General features: G+C 61.8%; 16 protein-coding genes. 15 read left to right on the top strand and 1 reads right to left on the bottom strand.

All coding sequences use genetic code 11. The features are described 5' to 3' along the window. The first annotated feature begins 529 nt into the window (after positions 1-529). The 10 genes from mraZ (at position 530) to murD (ending at position 12,151) form a co-directional block, all read left to right on the top strand. A complete protein-coding gene (gene mraZ / locus Q1A32_RS13910; RefSeq protein WP_299654235.1) occupies positions 530-1,054 on the top strand; it encodes a division/cell wall cluster transcriptional repressor MraZ in 525 nt (174 codons plus the stop codon). After that, complete coding sequence (gene rsmH / locus Q1A32_RS13905) at positions 1,055-2,020, top strand: 16S rRNA (cytosine(1402)-N(4))-methyltransferase RsmH (RefSeq protein WP_299654232.1); 966 nt, start codon at positions 1,055-1,057, stop codon at positions 2,018-2,020. Further along, complete coding sequence (locus Q1A32_RS13900; protein WP_299654229.1) at positions 2,020-2,367, top strand: cell division protein FtsL; 348 nt, start codon at positions 2,020-2,022, stop codon at positions 2,365-2,367. Before rsmH ends, Q1A32_RS13900 begins: the two co-directional genes overlap by 1 nt. Beyond that, on the top strand, positions 2,364-4,151 hold the full coding sequence (locus tag Q1A32_RS13895) for a penicillin-binding protein 2 (protein WP_299654226.1): 1,788 nt from the start codon (positions 2,364-2,366) through the stop codon (positions 4,149-4,151). Before Q1A32_RS13900 ends, Q1A32_RS13895 begins: the two co-directional genes overlap by 4 nt. Before the next feature lie 34 nt (positions 4,152-4,185). Further along, positions 4,186-5,661 carry a UDP-N-acetylmuramoyl-L-alanyl-D-glutamate--2,6-diaminopimelate ligase gene (locus Q1A32_RS13890; protein ID WP_299654223.1) on the top strand — a complete coding sequence of 492 codons (1,476 nt, stop codon included), beginning with the start codon at positions 4,186-4,188 and terminating at the stop codon, positions 5,659-5,661. Beyond that, the gene (murF, locus tag Q1A32_RS13885) at positions 5,658-7,106 is read left to right on the top strand and encodes a UDP-N-acetylmuramoyl-tripeptide--D-alanyl-D-alanine ligase (protein ID WP_299654220.1); all 1,449 of its coding nucleotides are present in this window, start codon (positions 5,658-5,660) and stop codon (positions 7,104-7,106) included. The genes Q1A32_RS13890 and murF overlap by 4 nt, the downstream gene beginning before the upstream one ends. 11 nt (positions 7,107-7,117) lie before the next feature. Then, complete coding sequence (gene mraY / locus Q1A32_RS13880; RefSeq protein ID WP_299611959.1) at positions 7,118-8,200, top strand: phospho-N-acetylmuramoyl-pentapeptide-transferase; 1,083 nt, start codon at positions 7,118-7,120, stop codon at positions 8,198-8,200. A gap of 168 nt (positions 8,201-8,368) precedes the next feature. Further along, the gene (locus Q1A32_RS13875) at positions 8,369-9,583 is read left to right on the top strand and encodes a tetratricopeptide repeat protein (protein ID WP_299654217.1); all 1,215 of its coding nucleotides are present in this window, start codon (positions 8,369-8,371) and stop codon (positions 9,581-9,583) included. A gap of 455 nt (positions 9,584-10,038) precedes the next feature. Beyond that, positions 10,039-10,692 (top strand): SDR family NAD(P)-dependent oxidoreductase, encoded by a 654-nt coding sequence (locus Q1A32_RS13870; protein ID WP_299654214.1) that lies wholly within the window; start codon positions 10,039-10,041, stop codon positions 10,690-10,692. A gap of 64 nt (positions 10,693-10,756) precedes the next feature. Continuing rightward, on the top strand, positions 10,757-12,151 hold the full coding sequence (gene murD, locus Q1A32_RS13865; protein ID WP_299654211.1) for a UDP-N-acetylmuramoyl-L-alanine--D-glutamate ligase: 1,395 nt from the start codon (positions 10,757-10,759) through the stop codon (positions 12,149-12,151). Between the two features lie 674 nt (positions 12,152-12,825). Here the strand turns inward: murD and Q1A32_RS13860 are convergent. Further along, on the bottom strand, positions 12,826-13,998 hold the full coding sequence (locus Q1A32_RS13860; RefSeq protein ID WP_299654208.1) for an NAD(P)/FAD-dependent oxidoreductase: 1,173 nt from the start codon (positions 13,996-13,998) through the stop codon (positions 12,826-12,828). A gap of 106 nt (positions 13,999-14,104) precedes the next feature. Here Q1A32_RS13860 and Q1A32_RS13855 point away from each other — a divergent pair, with 106 nt between their 5' ends. The 5 genes from Q1A32_RS13855 to Q1A32_RS13835 all read left to right on the top strand — a co-directional run bounded on the left by Q1A32_RS13855 (position 14,105) and on the right by Q1A32_RS13835 (position 18,681). After that, entirely contained in the window at positions 14,105-14,632 is a 528-nt protein-coding gene (locus tag Q1A32_RS13855) for a peroxiredoxin-like family protein (protein ID WP_299654204.1), read from the top strand. Between the two features lie 121 nt (positions 14,633-14,753). Further along, a complete protein-coding gene (gene ftsW / locus Q1A32_RS13850; protein WP_299654201.1) occupies positions 14,754-15,917 on the top strand; it encodes a putative lipid II flippase FtsW in 1,164 nt (387 codons plus the stop codon). Next, the gene (locus Q1A32_RS13845; RefSeq protein WP_299654198.1) at positions 15,914-17,014 is read left to right on the top strand and encodes a UDP-N-acetylglucosamine--N-acetylmuramyl-(pentapeptide) pyrophosphoryl-undecaprenol N-acetylglucosamine transferase; all 1,101 of its coding nucleotides are present in this window, start codon (positions 15,914-15,916) and stop codon (positions 17,012-17,014) included. Before ftsW ends, Q1A32_RS13845 begins: the two co-directional genes overlap by 4 nt. Next, positions 17,011-18,417, top strand: a complete 1,407-nt coding sequence (murC, locus tag Q1A32_RS13840; protein WP_299611974.1) for a UDP-N-acetylmuramate--L-alanine ligase — start codon at positions 17,011-17,013, stop codon at positions 18,415-18,417. Before Q1A32_RS13845 ends, murC begins: the two co-directional genes overlap by 4 nt. Beyond that, positions 18,418-18,681 carry a hypothetical protein gene (locus Q1A32_RS13835; RefSeq protein WP_299611975.1) on the top strand — a complete coding sequence of 88 codons (264 nt, stop codon included), beginning with the start codon at positions 18,418-18,420 and terminating at the stop codon, positions 18,679-18,681. Positions 18,682-18,711: the final 30 nt, after the last annotated feature.

Below are 18,711 nucleotides of genomic sequence, written 5' to 3'. Positions count from 1 at the left end.
TCGCTGAGAACAAAAGAAAAACATAAAGCGGTGGGCGCTCGGAGAGTACATTTTTTTGGGAAATTGTGGGAGGTTTTGATCCTGCACCGATAAGCACAATATGTTGTGTAGATACCCACCTATTCAACATTATATGCGCCGGATTGTCGAAACTACACCGCGCGCCCTTTATTTCTATGGCTTAGAACGATCTATTTTCCCTCAGTAATCCGTAAAAAACCATTGCGTCCCATGTTTTCCCACGTCATACCTAATGACATCAGATGAGAACGAGCACGGGGCAACAAACGACCCCACGCAGACAACAAAACTCTAGCAGGTTTCATACAGGCACCTCGCTTTCATCAGACCAGAGATCCGGCGCGCGAGCGAGCAGACATCCCCCCAGGTGGCGCGCGCAGCTGGACTTCCCGCTCAGCGGGACGAGGGCGGCGGGTTGATCAGTGGCAGCAGATCAACCCGCCGTTTTCTTTTCAGGCAACTGGGGAATGCAAGCGCGGGGGCGCGACGGACAGAAGGCAACGCGCGGATGCGCGACGGTACAAAGGGACGGGCCAACACAGTGGCACGCAGGTTCAGAGGCGAAAGCGACCACAAGGTGGACGCAAAGGGGCGGGTGTCTATCCCGGCCTCGTTTCGTCGTGTGATCGAAGCCTGCGACCCTGACTGGACCGACGGCCTGCCACCCCGCATCATCATCGTCTATGGCGGCGCTACACGCGACTACCTTGAAGGCTTCACCATTGAGGCCATGGATGAGGTGGACGACAAGATTGCAAAATTCCCGCGCGGCTCGGCCAAGCGGAAGGCGATGGAGCGGTTGTACTCCGCGCAATCCATAGAGACTGTTGTGGACGACACGGGCCGCATCGTGCTGCCCGCCAAGCTGCGCCAAAAGATTGGTCTGGACGGCATGGCGCGTTTTGTGTCCTCGGGCGATACGTTCGAGATTTGGCAGCCCGACGCCTATGACGAGAGCATCGCGGCGCTGGACGATGACGGGTTCGACCCGGATCTGGACCCGTCCGCCTATTTGGACGGGGATCTGGGTTAAATGTCGGCTGGGGGGCCACATATTCCGGTTCTGATCAACGCGATCCTGAAGGAATGCGCGCCCATCGAAGGCGTTTGGCTGGATGGCACCTTTGGGGCCGGGGGCTATACCCGAGCATTGCTGGAGGCCGGTGCGGACCGCGTGATTGCGGTGGATCGCGATCCTTTGGCCTTTGAGATGGCGGCAAGCTGGGCGGATGCTTATGGCGACCGGATCACCATGCAGCCCGGCGTGTTTTCCAAGCTGGACGAGTACGGTCAGGTTCTTGATGGTGTGGTCTTGGACCTTGGCGTGTCCTCCATGCAGTTGGATCAGGCAGAGCGTGGGTTCTCCTTCATGAAGGACGGGCCACTGGACATGCGCATGTCACAGGACGGGCCGTCGGCTGCGGATATTGTCAATGAAGCGGATGAGGGTGTTTTGGCCGACATCCTGTTTCAGTATGGCGAGGAACGCGCCTCGCGTCGCATCGCGCGGGCGATCATCACGGCGCGTCCGATCACCACCACACTGGAATTGGTGGCTGTGGTCGAAAAATGCCTGCCGCGCCCCAAACCCGGCCAGTCGCATCCCGCCACGCGCAGTTTCCAGGCTCTGCGCATTGCGGTGAACAATGAATATGATGAGCTGTATCAGGGGCTTATGGCCGCGGAGCGCGCGTTGAAACCCGGTGGCAAGCTGGCTGTCGTGACCTTTCATTCGGTTGAGGACCGGATGGTCAAACGGTTCATGACCGCGCGCGGCGGACGGCAGGCCAATGCCAACCGCTATGCGCCAGAGGTGGAAAGCGCCCCGGCTCAGTTCGAATTGCGGACCCGCAAGGCGATTGGTCCGGACAAGGACGAGTTGGAGATGAACCCGCGCAGCCGGTCGGCCAAGTTGCGGGTGGCGGTGCGCACGGACGCAGCACCCGGAGAGATTGACGCGAAGTCTATTGGTATGCCGCAGGTCAGAGGGGCCATTTGATGCGCACGGTTTTGTATATTTTGACCACGTTGGGTGTGATCGGTCTGGCGTTCTGGGCCTACCGCGAGAACTACGCCACGCAGGAGTCGCTGGCTGAAACAGACCGGCTGCACCGCGATATCCGTGCGGCGCACTCTCGTTTGGCCGTGCTCAAGGCCGAGTGGGCGTATCTGAACCGCCCCGACCGTTTGCGCGATCTGGCCGACATCAACTTTGACAGCCTTGGCCTGTTGCCGTTCCGGCCTGATCAGTTTGGTCACGTGGATGAGGTGGCATACCCCGCGCCGCCCACGTTGATCATCGACAATGCCGTCGAAGTGTCCGGCGAGTTGGAGCAGCAACCATGACCCGCACCCCCCTGCGCCCTCTGGCCCGTATCCTGCCTGCCCGTGCGGCGGGTGAAAGCACCGAAGCCATCGAGCGTGAGAACCTGCGCGCCCGCCATGAAGAGATGCGCGACCGGTCACGCCAGCGCGCCGAGGGGCGGCTTCTGGTCCTAGGTCTGTTTTTCTTTTGCGCCTTTGTCACGGTCGCCGTGCGCATGGGGCTATTGGCCACGTCCGAGCCGGTTGAGCCGCGCGCCAGTGCCCAAGGGGCGGCCATTTCTGCGGCCCGTGCCGACATCGTAGACCGCGATGGGCGGCTCTTGGCGACGAATTTCGAAACCCACGCTTTGTATGCCCAGCCGCCGCACATGGTGGACCCTGCGGCTGCGGCCAAGGGGTTGGCGGCGGTCTTTCCCGATCTGAAGGAAGAGGACCTGCTGAAGGATTTCACCGGCAAGCGTAAGTTCCTGTGGATTCGCAAGAAAATTAGCCCCGAGCAGATGCAGGCCGTGCACGAGATCGGCGATCCCGGCCTGCTGTTTGGCCCGCGTGACATGCGCCTTTATCCCAACGGCTCGCTCGCGGCGCATGTGCTGGGTGGCGCGTCCTTTGGCAAAGAGGGCGTGAGTGCCGCCGAGGTGATCGGCGTGGCCGGTGTTGAAAAGCAGTTTGATGACTATCTGCGCGATCCCGCCAATGGGCAAAAGCCATTGCAGCTGTCCTTAGATCTGACGGTGCAGGCCGCGTCCGAGCGGGTGCTGTATGGTGGCATGAGGCTGATGAACGCCAAGGGGGCGACGTCTGTTCTGATGGATGTGCATACGGGTGAGGTGATCTCGGTCGTGTCGCTCCCGCATTTCGACCCGAACAACCGCCCACGTCCTGCCACCAAGGGCGATCAAAGCGACAGCCCTCTGTTCAACCGATCGGTGCAGGGAGTGTACGAGCTGGGTTCGGCCTTCAAGATCTTTACCGCGGCGCAGGCTGTGGATTTGGGGCTGGTGTCCCCGTCGACCATCATCGACACGTCGGGTCCGATGCGCGTGGGCGGCCACCGGATTGGTGAGTTCCGCAACAAGAATTACGGCAAGCTGAGCGTGGCCGATATTATCGTGAAGTCGTCGAACCGGGGGACAGGCCGCATGGCCTTGCAGATCGGGATCGAGCGGCAACAGGAATTCCTGAAATCACTGGGCTTCTTTGAGGCCACGCCGTTCGAGATTGTCGAGGCGCGCACTGGTAAGCCGTTGCTGCCGAAACGCTGGACCGATCTGAGTGCGGTGACGGTGAGTTACGGGCACGGACTGTCGTCGTCGCCCATGCATCTTGCGGCGGGCTATGCGGCCATTGCCAATGGCGGGCATGTGGTGGCGCCTACGATCCTGAAACAGCACGGCCCCCGTCTGGGCGAACGCGTGATGAGTGAGGGCGCTGCCCGCGCAGCACGTGACATGCTGCGCAAGGTCGTGACCTCTGGCACCGCCAGCATGGGCGAGGTGCCGGGCTATGCTGTCGGTGGCAAGACCGGAACCGCGGACAAGCCAAAGCCACGCGGTGGGTACTATGACGACAAGACCATCGCGACCTTTGCCACGATGTTCCCCGCGCATGATCCGAAATATGTGCTGGTGGTGACGCTGGATGAGCCGGTGGAAACCTCCGGCGATAAGCCGCGCCGCACCGCTGGTTGGACGGCTGTGCCAGTGGCTGCTGAAATGATTGGCCGGATTGCACCGCTTCTGGGCCTGCGGCCAAGCGTTGAACCTGCCACCCTCGCTGATATAACGCTGACCAGCAGCAACTGAGGTGCGCATCGCACCCAAAACCTAGGGCCAAGACATGGGCGCGCAGGCACGATCACTTTCATCGCTGGGCCTGACGGCCCGGGGTGGGGCCAATCCCGACATCACCGGCATTGCCGTCGACAGCCGCGAGGTGAAGGACGGGTTCCTGTTCGCCGCCATGCCCGGCAGTCGCGTGCATGGGGCGGAGTTTATTCAGTACGCGGTGCGCATGGGCGCGTCAGCCGTTCTGACCGATGCCGAAGGGGCCGCTTTGGCCGCCGATTGGCTGGGGGACGTGGCCGTTGTCATCACCGACGCCCCGCGCGAGGTATTGAGCCGGACGGCAGCGCTGTGGTTTGGTGGACAGCCCGAGGTTATGGTCGCCGTGACCGGCACCAATGGGAAAACCTCCGTGTCCACGTTTGTGCGCCAGATCTGGCTTGAGATGGGTCTGCCTGCGGTGAACCTTGGCACGACGGGGGTGGAAGGGGCCTGGACTGCGCCGCTGGCCCATACGACGCCCGAGCCGATCACCTTGCACCGAACCTTGGCCGAAGCAAAGGCAAACGGGATCACCCATGCCGCGATGGAGGCATCCTCGCACGGGCTGGACCAGCGGCGGCTCGATGGTGTGACGTTGAAGGCAGCTGGGTTCACAAACTTTACCCAGGACCACTTGGACTATCACGAGACGTTCGAGGCCTATTTTGACGCCAAAGCGGGGCTGTTTGCACGTGTGCTGCCCGAGGATGGCATAGCGGTCATCAATCTGGACGATGCGCGCGGCGTGGACATGGCGGCCATTGCGCGGGCGCGCGGTCAGACCGTGCTGGCCGTGGGCCGCGATGGTGGTGATCTGCACCTTACGGCGCAACGTTTTGACGCGACCGGGCAGGACGTGCGGTTTGAATATGAGGGCAAGGCCTATACCGCGCGGTTGCCGCTGATCGGCGGCTTTCAGGCCGACAACGTGATGCTGGCCTGTGGCTTGATCATTGCCTGCGGGGCGGAGCCTGCGCGTGTGTTCGAAACCCTGCCGCATCTGGGCACTGTACGGGGGCGGATGCAACTGGCCGCCACGCGTGAAAACGGCGCGGCGGTGTTCGTGGACTACGCCCACACGCCGGATGCGGTCGCGACTGCGCTTAAGGCGATGCGCCCGCATGTGATGGGCCGTTTGGTTGCCGTCGTGGGCGCGGGTGGCGACCGGGATGCAGGCAAGCGACCCCTCATGGGGGCGGCGGCGGCAGAAAACGCCGACCTCGTGTTCGTGACGGATGATAACCCGAGGTCCGAAGATCCGGCTCTGATCCGGGCTGCGGTGATGGAGGGTTGTCCTGACGCGACCGAAGTTGGCGACCGGGCCGAGGCGATCCTGCGCGCAGTCGATGCGCTTGGCCCCGGCGACGCACTGCTGATCGCGGGCAAGGGGCATGAGACCGGGCAGATCGTGGGCGATGATGTGCTGCCCTTTGACGATGTTGAGCAGGCCAGCGTGGCGGTGGCCGCTTTGGAAGGACGACTGACATGACGCTTTGGACAGCGGCTGAGGCTGCGGACGCAACGGGTGGGCGCGCGACGACCGATTGGGCCGCAACAGGCGTGTCGATCGACACACGCACCTTGCAACCGGGCGATCTGTTCGTGGCCTTGAAAGCCGCGCGCGACGGGCACGATTTTGTGGCGCAGGCGTTGGAGAATGGTGCGGCGGCCGCCCTTGTCACCCATGTGCCTGAAGGTGTGGCCGAAGATGCGCCGCTTTTGATCGTGGAGGACGTGCTGGCGGGTCTGGAGGCATTGGGCCAAGCAGCTCGCGCCCGGACAGAGGCGCGCGTAGTGGCGATCACGGGGTCCGTGGGCAAGACATCAACCAAGGAAATGCTGCGCGCGATCCTCTCGGATCAGGGGCGCACACATGCGAGCGTGGCGAGCTACAACAACCATTGGGGTGTGCCGCTGACACTCGCGCGCATGCCTGCCGAGACTGAATACGCGGTGATCGAGATCGGGATGAACCACCCCGGAGAGATTGCACCGCTTGCAAAAATGGCGCGGCCCCACGTGGCGATGATCACCACCGTTGCGGCGGCACATCTGGAGGCGTTCGAGAATATCGAAGGGATTGCGCTGGAAAAGGCGTCGATCATCGATGGGCTGGAATATGGCGGCACGGCAGTGCTGAACAACGACTGTTCCACGGCGGCCATCCTGCAGGCCAAGGCTCATGATGCCAAGCGGCGCGACATTGGCTTTGGCGAACACGGCTTTGATTTCAAACTGAAATCGGTTGATCTCGGGCGTGACACAACCGTGGTGCAGGCAGAGGCGCATGAGGCGCCGCTCCTGTTCAAGATAGGGGCGGTTGGCAAGCACTATGCCATGAACGGCCTTGGCGCATTGGCCGCAGCAGAGGCGTTGGGCGCCGATTTGGCTTTGGCTGCGCAATCGCTGGGCCGGTGGTCGCCCTATGAGGGACGCGGGGCGCGCGAGGTGATCGTGCTGGACCCGGTGGAAACGCATCTGACACTTGAGTTGATCGACGACAGCTACAATGCCAACCCGACGTCCATGGCGGCGGCATTGGAGGTGTTGGCGGCGGCAGAAGTCACCCACGACATCGGCCGCGTCAGCAAAGGGCGGCGCATCGCTTTTGTGGGCGATATGAAAGAGTTGGGCAATGATGGTCCAGCGATGCATGCAGAGATCTCGGCGCTTGAGGCGGTCGCGGCAATAGACATGATCCACTGCGTTGGGCCGCTGATGAAACACCTGCACGATGCTTTGCCTACGGAAAAGCGGGGCCTTTGGACCGAAACCTCGGACGAGATGGCGGCAGAGGTGCGGAGGCGTCTGGACAGTGGAGATGTGGTTTTGGTCAAGGGTTCGCTCAGCATGAAATTGGCCCGCGTCGTTGACGCGATCCGTAAAATGGGCCATCCGGTGGACAAGGGCGAAGACCCACAAGATAAAGCGTAGGACAGGCAGGCATGCTCTATTGGTTGACGGCACTTTCGGATGGCGGGGACTTTTTCAACCTTTTCCGCTACATCACGTTCCGGGCCGGGGGCGCATTTCTGACGGCTCTGATCTTTGGGTTTCTGTTTGGTCGTCCACTGATTGCAGTGCTGCGGCGCAAGCAGGGCAAGGGGCAGCCCATTCGCGATGACGGTCCTGAAGGGCATTTTTCCAAGGCGGGCACTCCGACCATGGGGGGCTTGTTGATTGTAGGAGCTTTGGCGACATCCACGCTCTTGTGGGCGCGGTGGGACAACCCGTTCATGTGGATTGTCATCGGCGTCACACTGGCCTTCGCGCTGATCGGTTTTGCCGATGACTATGCCAAGGTGTCGAAGCAAACCACAGCCGGGGTGCCGGGCAAGGTACGGCTGCTGCTGGGGTTCTTGATTGCTGGCATAGCCGCCTATTTCGCCACGATCAGCCACCCTGAGGCGCTGCAGAACCAGTTGGCGGTGCCCGTTCTCAAGGACGTGCTGATCAATATGGGTGTGCTGTTCATCCCGTTCTCCATCATCGTGATCGTGGGGGCTGCAAATGCGGTCAACCTGACGGATGGGCTGGATGGTCTGGCGATCATGCCGGTGATGATTGCGGGCGGCACGCTGGGGATCATTGCCTACGCTGTGGGGCGGGTGGATTTCACCGAGTATCTGGATGTGCATTACGTGCCGGGAACGGGCGAATTGCTGATCTTTGCGGCCGCCTTGTTTGGCGGGGGGTTGGGGTTCCTGTGGTACAACGCGCCGCCTGCGGCCGTGTTCATGGGCGACACCGGGTCGCTGGCGCTTGGCGGGGCATTGGGGGCGATCGCGGTGGCGACCAAACATGAACTGGTGCTGGCGATTGTGGGCGGGCTGTTCGTGGTCGAGGCGCTGTCGGTGATCATTCAGGTCCTCTATTTCAAGCGGACGGGCAAGCGGGTGTTTTTGATGGCACCCATCCACCACCACTATGAAAAAAAGGGCTGGGCGGAGCCTCAGATCGTGATCCGGTTCTGGATTATTTCGCTGATCCTCGCGATGATTGGGCTGGCCACTTTGAAGGTCCGATAAGGGTGCGTCCCACGCTGGGACAGCACGCGCCATATTGAATTTCAAGGACTTACGGCGGCGTCTTTAGACGTTGTTAAGGATTGGGGCCCCGGAGAACGCGGGTTGAAAACGGCTTTGCGGTGCGCGTTATGCTGGTATGGTGCCTTTGGGGAATTGAGGGCGTTACAAGTGGATTGGTTCGTAGAATTTGGCTTGGCCGTTTGGTCTTGGTTCGGTGTTGAAGACAACCAGAACCGTGTCTCGGCAATCGCAGCCGCATTTGGTGTATTCGCGGTTGTTGCAGGGGCAATCCTGTCTGCGATTTGGTGGCTTGTTCAACGAAAACCATCTGGTGAACGCGGCAGTGACACAGGCGGCAACCCACTAAACTCCTCCAATGGTCCGATTGTGACCTTATCACTGGAAGAATTCGAACGCCGTTTGGACGCCCGCGCAGAGGAAGTTCGAAAAGAGATCGCAGAGTCGCCGGATGGGCAAGGTGAAGTATTGCGCCAACAGTTGGCCGAACTGGAGCGCCAGATTGCCGATCCTGAACCGGCTTTGGCCGAAGCCAAGGCGCGCATCGCTGACTTGGAAACCCGGCTGGAGCGGCTGGGCAACGAGATTGGCGGGGATCGGTTGGCAGAGGCGCGGGCTGCGTTGGAGAAGGGCGACTATTCCGTCGCGGATGACCTTTTTGCCGAGGTCGAAGCGCGCGCTGATCTGGAGGTGCAGAACGCAGCACGAGCTGCGTTCGGGCGGGGAGAGATTGCCGAGGCCGAGGTGCGGTGGGGCGAGGCGGCGGAGCATTACGCAAAGGCGGCGCGGTTAGACCCATGCTATGACACGCTGATCGCGGCAGGCAGGCTTCTGCAGTGGTCGGGGCGCAGCGTGGAAGCCGTGGCAGTGGAGGAGATGCTTGTTTCACTGGCGCGACTAGAATTTGGAGAGCAAGACCCCAAGACCGCCACTGCGCTGAACAACCTTGCGGAAAGCTACCGGTCGCTTGGACGGTTTGAGGAGGCGGAGCCGCTCTACCGTGAGGCGCTGGAGATTGATCGAGACGTATTGGATGAGCGGCATCCGGACTATGCGATCCGGCTCAACAACCTTGCGGGTCTGCTCCGGGACACGGGGCGGTTTGAGGAGGCGGAGCCGCTCTTTCGTGAGGCGCTGGAGATTGGCAGGGAGGTGTTGGGTGGTCGGCATCCTGATGTGGCGGTCCGGCTCAATAACCTTGCGGATTTGCTTCAGGACACAGGACGGATTGAGGAGGCGGAGCCGCTCTTTCGTGAGGCGCTGGCGATGTCCGAGGCGGTATTTGGATCGGACCATCCGCAGACGCAGACCGTTCGGAAAAACCTCGACATTCTGTTGGCCGGGCGCGCAGGTGGTGGCGCTTGACCTGTGTGGGGGTCGCGATTTTGCACTGTCGCGGCGGGCTGAAGCCCGCCCTACTGACTTAAGCGGGGTTGCGCTGGGGTGTTAAGGCGCACCCTGCGTGAGGTCGTTTGCCTGTTTGGCACCGCGCGGATGGTGGGCTGAAAGCCCACCCTACGGGGTTGCGCGGGGTTGCGCTGGGGGGCGTGAAGCGCGGTGGTGTGGTGGCTTGCGTACAGAACGCCTGTTGTGGGGGCGTTTTGCTGTTTGGTGTCTGGTGGATGGCGGGCTGAAGCCCGCCCTACGGGTTGATGTTTTGAATGAGTGGCGTGTTTTGCACCGGGGGGATGGTGGGCTGAAAGCCCACCCTACGGACCTTCCGGAAAACACATTGGGCCTGCGTGCCGCTGCCGCCCCCTCTTGCCGAGGCGCGGGTTTCGTGAGACCTCTGACATCCAAATAAACGACGGGACGACATCATGCGGGCATTGGTGACCGGGGGCAATCGGGGGATTGGCTATGCCATGGCCCAAGGCCTGATCGCGCGGGGCTGCGATGTGGTCATCGGTGCGCGCGATGCGCAGGCCGGGGCCAGCGCTGCAGCCGATCTGGGCTGCACTTCAGTGCATCTGGATTTGGAAGCGCCTGACACGTTTGCCCCGGCCATCGACGCGGCAGGCCCGGTGGATATTCTGATCAACAATGCCGGTATCCTGATCGAGGACAGCATGATTGCGTATCCCGAGGGGCTGCGCCGATCCATGCAGGTGATGTTTCACGCACCCTTCGAGCTGATCCTGTTGTGCCTGCCGCATATGGCACAGGCCGGGCAAGGGCGGATCATCAATGTCAGTTCCGGGTGGGGCGCCTATGACGAGGGGCTGGAAGGCCCCGGCGGGTACGGTGTGGCCAAGGCGGCGCTGAACGCGTTGAGCCACGCTTTGCCCCGTGATCTGCCCAAAGGTGTCAGCGTCAATGCCATGTGCCCCGGTTGGGTGCACACGCGCATGGGGGGTCAGGCCGCGCCGCGCACGCTGGAAGAGGGTGCTGATACGGCCCTGTGGCTTGCCTTGGATGCCCCTGCGGACCTGACCGGCAAGTTCTTTCGCGACCGGCACGAAAAGGCGTGGTGATGATGTTTCTTCTGACTGGAAATACCATGGGGGTCTGGGGGCAAAGCCCCCGGGGGCTGCTGCGATGATCCCTGTCCTTGGTTTGTCGGGCGCCAAGGTTGCGGTGCTGGGGCTGGGCCGGTCCGGTCTGTCGGCGGCGCGGGCGCTGGAGGCCGGGGGTGCTGTGCCGATCTGTTGGGACGACAACCCGGATGCGCGCGCGAGGGCCGAGGCCGAGGGCTTTGCCTGTGCCGATCTCAGGACCCACGGTGCTTTTGAGGATGTCGCGCGGCTGATCGTGTCGCCCGGTATCCCGCATTTGTACCCGGCTCCGAACCCGGTGATTGTGGCGGCCTGGGCGGCTGGTGTGCCGGTGGACAACGATATTGGTCTGTTCTTTCAATCCTTTGCGACGTCCGAGTGGAACCGCTTTGACACCGCCCCGCGCGTGATTGCGGTGACCGGGTCGAACGGCAAGTCCACCACCTGTGCGTTGATCCATCACATCATGGAGGTGGCGGGCCGACCCAGCCAGTTGGCCGGCAATATCGGGCGCGGTGTGCTGGATATCGAGCCGCCCCATGATGGCGAGGTCGTGGTGCTGGAGTTGTCCAGCTATCAGACCGATCTGGCCCGGAGCCTGACCCCCGATGTGGCCGTTTTTACCAACCTGTCCCCCGATCATCTGGATCGTCATGCGGGCATGGGCGGGTATTTTGCAGCCAAGCGTCGGCTTTTTGCCGAAGGGGGGCCGGACCGCGCTGTCATCGGTGTGGATGAGCATGAGGGGCGGTTCCTGGCGGGGCAGTTGTCCGAGGGCAATGGCGATGACCGGGTTATCCGTGTGTCGGTTGAGGAGAAGCTGACCGGGCCGGGGTGGCAGGTCTTTGCGAAGAAGGGGTTTTTGGCCGAGTTTCGCAAGGGTCGTCAGGTGGCGTCGGTGGATTTGCGCGGTGTTGCGGGCTTGCCGGGGGCGCACAACCATCAGAATGCCTGTGCCGCTTATGCCGCTGCCCGTGCCGTGGGGGTGGCGCCAAAGGTGATTGAGCAGGCGTTTCATGAGTTTGCAGGTCTGCCGCATCGCAGTCAGACCATCGCTGAGGCGGCGGGCGTGCGGTATGTGAACGACAGCAAGGCTACGAATGTGGACAGTGCGGCCAAGGCTTTGTCCGCCTTTGAGAACATTCGGTGGATTTGTGGCGGGTTGCAGAAAGAGGGCGGGTTGGACCCGTTGAATGCTGTGTCGGGTCGAGTGAAGAAGGCCTATGTCATCGGGCGCGAGGCGGCGCAGTTTGCGATGCAGTTGGATGTTGAGGCGCAGGTGTGTGGGACGATGGCGGAGGCTGTCGCTGCTGCCATGGATGATGCGGAAAGCGGCGACGTGGTGTTGTTGGCGCCTGCGGCTGCGAGTTTTGATCAGTATGACAGCTTTGAGCGGCGCGGTGAGGATTTCGTGGATCAGGTGACGCGGCGGTTGTGACAGCCCCTTTTCGCGTCGCGAAAAGGGGGCGGTGGGGTGAGCGTATGCGCGAGGCGCATGCGCGGCCCCACACCATTGATCTGTAGAAAGAGACGGATGTGATCCAGCGGAGCGCGCTTCGCGCGCACGACATTATTGATTTGGGATGAGCTTCACGCTCACCAAGACAGAACTCTGCCTCGTATCCACGCCCGCCTGATCCGTGCCTGACTGGGGCTGGTCTGCCGCTCAAGCTGAAATACGGTTTCCGCTTGCACGGACCCTCCGCATTTCAGCTTGCCCGTCAGCCCATCCCCAGTCTGTTCGGTCTCAGGCGAACGCGGCTCCGAGACAGATCGATTGCGACTGCGTAGGCAGGCGCAATCAGTGGCAGGGACTGCTTTTGCTTGCAAAAGCTGTCAGCCACACTGTGGAGCTTCCGGGTGCACCGGCTCCCGACTGCGAAGGCAGACGCAATCAGTGGCAAGGACTGCTTTGCATGCAAAAGCTGTCAGCCACACCGTGGAGCATCTGGGCGCATAGTCTCCCGACTGCGAAGGCAGGCGCAATCAGTGGCAGGGACTGCTTTTGCTTGCAAAAGCTGCCAGCCACACCGTTGATCCGACGGGCGCAGCGCGGCAAAAGCTACCAGCCGCACCGTGGAGCAACCGGGTGCTGCGCGCTTTCGCGGCCGGTCAGTTTTGCGAGGCGAGATGGCGGGCGGTGGCCATGGCGGACGACCAGGCCCATTGGAAATTGTAGCCCCCCAGCCAGCCTGTCACGTCGAGCGCTTCGCCGATGAAATAGAGACCGGGCGTCGTTTGGGATTCCATGGTCTTGGAGCTGATCTGGTCTGTGGCCACACCGCCGCGGGTGACCTCTGCCGTGCGGTAACCTTCGGTGCCGCCGGGGGTGAGGTGCCAGTGGCTGAGGTCGTGGGAGAGCGCGTCGATGCGGGCATCGGACAGGTCACCCAAGCGGCCCGAGAGGTCCATCTGCGTGCTGAGATGATCGACGAGGCGGGCGGGCAGGTGGCGGGAGAGTTCGGTTGTCAGGGCCTTCTTGCCGTCGCTGGTGCGTTTGTCGCGCAGGATCGCGGCGAGGTCGGTGTCCGGGGCGAGGTGGACGGTGATCGGATCGCCCGCATCCCAGTAGCTGGAGGCTTGCAGGATGGCAGGACCGGACAGGCCGCGATGGGTGAAAAGCAGTGCTTCGTCGAAACCGGGGCCGTTTGCAGTGACACGGGCCGGACAGGCGACGCCCGAGATGTCGGCGAAGCGGCGGTCGGGGAAGGTGAAGGGCACTAGTGCGGGGTCCGTGGGCGTGACCCGGTGGCCAAACTGGCGGGCGATGTCATAGGCAAAGCCGGTGGCGCCCATCTTGGGGATGGACTTGCCGCCCGTGGCGATGACCGCATTGCGGGCAGTGAGTTCTCGGGTGCCGTTGAGGGTAAATGTGAAGCCTTCGTTACTCTTTGCAAATTCCGTAACCTCGGTTTGCAAATGCGTCTCGACCCCTGACGATTGCAGCAGGCCGCGCAGCATGGCGATGATGTCCTTGGCGGAGGTGTCGCAAAAGAGCTGGCCCAGCGTTTTTTCATGCCAGGGGATGCCGTGCTGGTCCACCAGCGCGATGAAATCCCATTGGGTGTAGCGGGCAAGGGCGGATTTTGCGAAATGGGGGTTCTCGCTGATGAACGCATTGGCGTCGCAATAAATGTTGGTGAAATTGCAGCGCCCGCCGCCCGAGATGCGGATTTTTTCGCCCGGCGCCTTGGCGTGATCCACAAGCAAAACGCGCCCGCCCGCGTGGGCGGCGCACATCATGCCAGCCGCTCCGGCCCCGATGACAAGCGTGTCGTAGTCCATGACGTCCCCGTGCAGCATCGCACAGAAAGGGTCAAGCGGATGGGGTTGCAGCCTTGGGATGTCCGCATAGGTGGGATGCAACGCAAATTTACACGGGGTTCCCGATATGACTGCTTTGGCCGCTGGCTCTGACTTTCCGAAATTCGAGGTTGCCCAATTGGGCGGCGGGACGTTGACATTGGGTGCGCCGCAAGGTGGGCACGATTGGCAATTGGTGGTCGTGTACCGCGGTCTGCACTGCCCCTTGTGCAAGAAATATCTGGCGCAGTTGCAAGAGCTTGAGAGCCAGTTCAATGAGGCGGGTGTGGATGTTGTGGCCGTATCGGGCGATCCGCAAGACAAGGCGCAGACCATGGCCGAGGAAAAGGGGCTGAGCATCAGGCTGGGCCATGGGATGTCCGTGGAGCAGATGAAGACGCTGGGACTGTATGTGTCCGACCCGCGCAGTCCGAACGAAACCGACCGCCCGTTTGCGGAGCCCGGCCTGTTTGTCGTAAACGGGGAGGGCAGCATCCAGATGGTCGATGTGTCCAACGCGCCGTTCCTGCGCCCCGACCTGCAAGGCGTGCTGAACGGCATCAACTTTGTGCGTGCCAATGACTACCCGATCCGGGGCACCCACAAGGCGGCGTAAGCCTGCCTGCGGGCCAGTAAACTAAGGCTGGCCCGCGCGGCTGTTTGTCGCTATGCTGCGCCCCATGCACGTCGGGTCAACCGTCGGCATGAGGCAGAGACAGGCAGCAAGGCGGCAGATCATGACTGAGATGGTCTATGGTGCGGTTCCGGTTCGGGACGGCGAACCCATTCTTCCAAAGTGGTGGCGCACAGTCGACAGGTGGACGTTGAGCTGCGTGCTTTTTCTGTTCGCCATTGGCCTGTTGCTGGGTTTGGCGGCATCCGTGCCGTTGGCCGAGAAGAACGGCTTTCCCCCCTTTCACTATGTGACCCGGCAGGCGTTTTTTGGTGTTGTCGCGCTTGTCGTCATGATCATCACGTCGATGATGTCGCCCGTTGTGGTGCGCCGTCTGGCGGTGCTGGGGTTCTTGGTGTCCTTTGTGGCCCTTGCCCTGTTGCCGTTCTTTGGCACCGATTTTGGCAAGGGGGCTGTGCGGTGGTATTCCATGGGCTTTGCATCGATCCAGCCGTCGGAGTTTTTGAAGCCCGGTTTTGTTGTCGCTGCTGCATGGATGCTGGCCGCCAGTCAGGATCTGAATGGCCCGCCGGGGCGGACGTGGTCCTTTGCCCTGTGTATTTCCATTGTTCTCATGCTCGCCCTGCAGCCGGATTTTGGCCAAGCCTGTCTGGTCCTGTTTGGCTGGGGTGTGATGTATTTTGTGGCCGGTGCGCCCATGGTTCTGCTGGTCGGTATGGCCGGTTTGGTCGTGGCTGCGGGCACCATCGCCTATTCCAATTCGGAGCACTTTGCCCGCCGCATTGATGGCTTTCTGAGCCCCGATGTCGATCCGCGTACGCAGCTTGGCTATGCCACCAATGCAATTCAGGAAGGTGGGTTGTTTGGCGTCGGTGTGGGCGAGGGGCAGGTGAAATGGTCCTTGCCCGATGCCCATACGGATTTCATCATTGCCGTGGCGGCGGAGGAGTATGGTCTGATCCTCGTTCTGTGTATCATTGCGCTTTATTCCGGCATCGTGGTCCGGTCGTTGATGCGTCTGATGCGCGAGCGTGATCCGTTCATTCGGTTGGCGGGCACGGGCCTTGCCTGCATGTTTGGGGTGCAGGCCATGATCAATATGGGCGTGGCCGTGCGGTTGCTGCCAGCCAAGGGCATGACCTTGCCCTTTGTCAGCTATGGTGGGTCCTCTGTGATTGCGTCGGGCATCGCCGTGGGCATGTTGCTGGCCTTTACGCGGTCGCGTCCGCAGGGCGAGATTTCGGATTTGCTGGGGCGGCGCAGATGAGCCAGCCGCTTCTTCTGATCGCTGCGGGCGGCACGGGCGGGCATATGTTCCCGGCCCAGGCGCTGGCCGAGGCGATGCTGGCGCGGGGCTGGCGGGTGAAGCTGAGCACCGATGCGCGGGGCGCGCGCTATACCGGGGGCTTTCCCCATACCACAGAGATCGAGCAGGTGTCTTCGGCCACGTTTGCGCGTGGCGGTTTGGTCGCAAAGGCCGCCGTGCCGTTTCGCATTGCGGGCGGTGTGCTGGGGGCTGTGACCAAGCTGATGCGCGATAAGCCTGCGGTCGTGGTGGGCTTTGGCGGGTATCCGACCATTCCGGCGATGGCTGCGGCGACGGTGCTGCGCCTGCCGCGTATGATCCATGAGCAGAACGGGGTGCTGGGCCGGGTGAATGAGCTGTTGGCCAAGCGTGTCGATGCCGTCGCCTGCGGGACGTGGCCCACGGCCTTGCCCGAAGGGGTTGAGGGTGTGCATGTGGGCAACCCGGTGCGTGGTGCTGTGCTGGAGCGGGCGGGGGCCGCCTATATCCAGCCGGGCGACTATCCGATGGAAATACTGGTCATTGGCGGCAGTCAGGGCGCGCGCATCCTGTCCGATGTCATTCCACCTGCCATTGCCAGCCTATCTATGGAGCGCCTTCGCAATATCCGTGTGAGCCATCAGGCCCGGGGTGAGGATGAGGAGCGGGTGCGGGCGTTTTATGCCGAGAGCGGGATCACGGCCGATGTGCAGCCGTTCTTTCAGGATGTGCCGCGGCGGATGTCGGAGGCGCAGTTGATCATCAGCCGGGCGGGGGCGTCGTCAGTTGCGGATATCTCTATTATTGGGCGTCCGTCTATTCTGGTGCCGTTGGCGTCCGCCATTCGCGACGAACAGACCGCCAATGCGCGGGGGCTGGTGGACGCAGGCGCGGCCATTCTGATCCCGGAAAGTCACATGAACGTTCAGAACGTCACGGAACAGATCAATGCGGTGCTGGACAATCCCGGTGGCGCATTGCAGATGGCGAACGCCGCGTTGAGCGTGGCAAAGCCCGACGCCACAGAACACCTTGTCCATATGGTCGAAACCCTCAGCCAGAAAGGGAATGCCGAATGAATGCCGCAACCAAACTGCCCGGAGACGTGGGGCCCATTCATTTTGTCGGCATCGGCGGGATCGGCATGTCGGGTATTGCAGAGGTGCTGTTGAACCACGGGTACAACGTGCAGGGCTCGGACCTGAAGCGGACACCCATCACGGACCGGTTGCAGGAACTGGGTGCGCATATCTTTGTCGGTCAGAACGCCAAGAATGTTGAAACAGCCGAGGTTGTCGTGATCTCGTCCGCGATCAAGCCGGGCAATGCGGAACTGGATGCGGCGCGGGCGCTGGGCCTGCCCATTGTCCGGCGGGCCGAGATGTTGGCGGAACTGATGCGGCTGCGGTCGAATATTGCCGTGGCTGGAACACACGGCAAAACCACCACGACCACCATGGTCGCGGCCCTGCTGGACGAGGGCAAGTTTGACCCCACGGTCGTGAATGGCGGCATCATCCATGCCTATGGATCGAACGCGCGCAAGGGGGACGGCGAATGGATGGTGGTTGAGGCCGATGAGAGTGACGGCACCTTCAACCGGCTGCCCGCGACCATCGCCATCGTGACCAATATCGACCCCGAGCATATGGAGCATTGGGGCACCGAAGAGGCGCTGCATCAGGGCTTCTATGACTTCGTGTCCAACATTCCCTTCTATGGTCTGGCCGTGTGCTGCACCGATGATCCGGATGTGCAGGCGCTTGTGGGCAAGATCACCGACCGCCGTGTGACCACCTATGGGTTCAACGCGCAAGCGGACGTGCGGGCGATGAACCTGACCTATGAAAATGGCGTGGCGCATTTCGATATCGCGTTGCAGGCTGAGGATCAGGTGATCGAAGGGTGCAGCCTGCCCATGCCCGGCGATCACAACGTCTCCAACGCCCTGTCTGCCGTCGCCGTTGCCCGACATTTGGGCATGAAAGCAGATGAAATTCGCACCGCTTTGGCCAATTTCGGGGGCGTTAACCGCCGGTTTACCCGTGTGGGCGAAGTTGAGGGCGTTACGATCATCGACGATTACGGCCACCATCCAACCGAGATTGCCGCCGTGTTGAAAGCTGCACGTCAAGCCACATCAGGCCGCGTTATCGCGGTTCACCAGCCGCATAGGTATACGCGGCTGCACCATCATTTCGAGGATTTCTGTTCCTGCTTCAACGACGCGGATGTCGTAGGCATTGGGGATGTGTTTGCTGCTGGCGAAGACCCGATCGAGGGTGCCAGCCGGGACGATCTGGTGGCGGGCCTGATCCGTCACGGCCACCGCCATGCGCGCGCCGTCGTGGACGAGAACGATCTGGAGCGGCTGGTCCGCGAACAGGCGCGGCCCGGTGATATGGTCGTGTGCCTTGGGGCCGGGTCGATCAGCGCCTGGGCGAATGGTTTGCCCGCGCGGTTGCACAAGGGGGCTGCTTAGGTGACCCTAGGCTTGGAGCATGTATTGATAATGGGCATTGGTTCACTTGGGTTCGGATATTTTTTCCGTCTGAATGGCGCGCGGGCATGGCTCAAGCTTTTACTGCTCGTGTGGGGTGCTGGCATTGTCATGGTCAGTTTGATCGCCTTGTTGGCTACGAAAGTTGATGAGCACGCATGGACGTTTGTCAGCATGCTTGCGATTTCGATTGTCGGGCTGCTGGTGGGCTGGCATCGGAGTTGGCGCTTTTGGACGTGGCCGTGATGAAACCATTCATGTGTTTGGATCGGTGAC

Origin of the sequence: uncultured Tateyamaria sp., assembly GCF_947503415.1 — a bacterium.
Taxonomy (GTDB): Bacteria; Pseudomonadota; Alphaproteobacteria; order Rhodobacterales; family Rhodobacteraceae; genus Tateyamaria.
The sequence above is the reverse complement of the archived record's forward strand: the minus strand, read 5'-3'. Positions and strand labels throughout refer to the sequence as shown.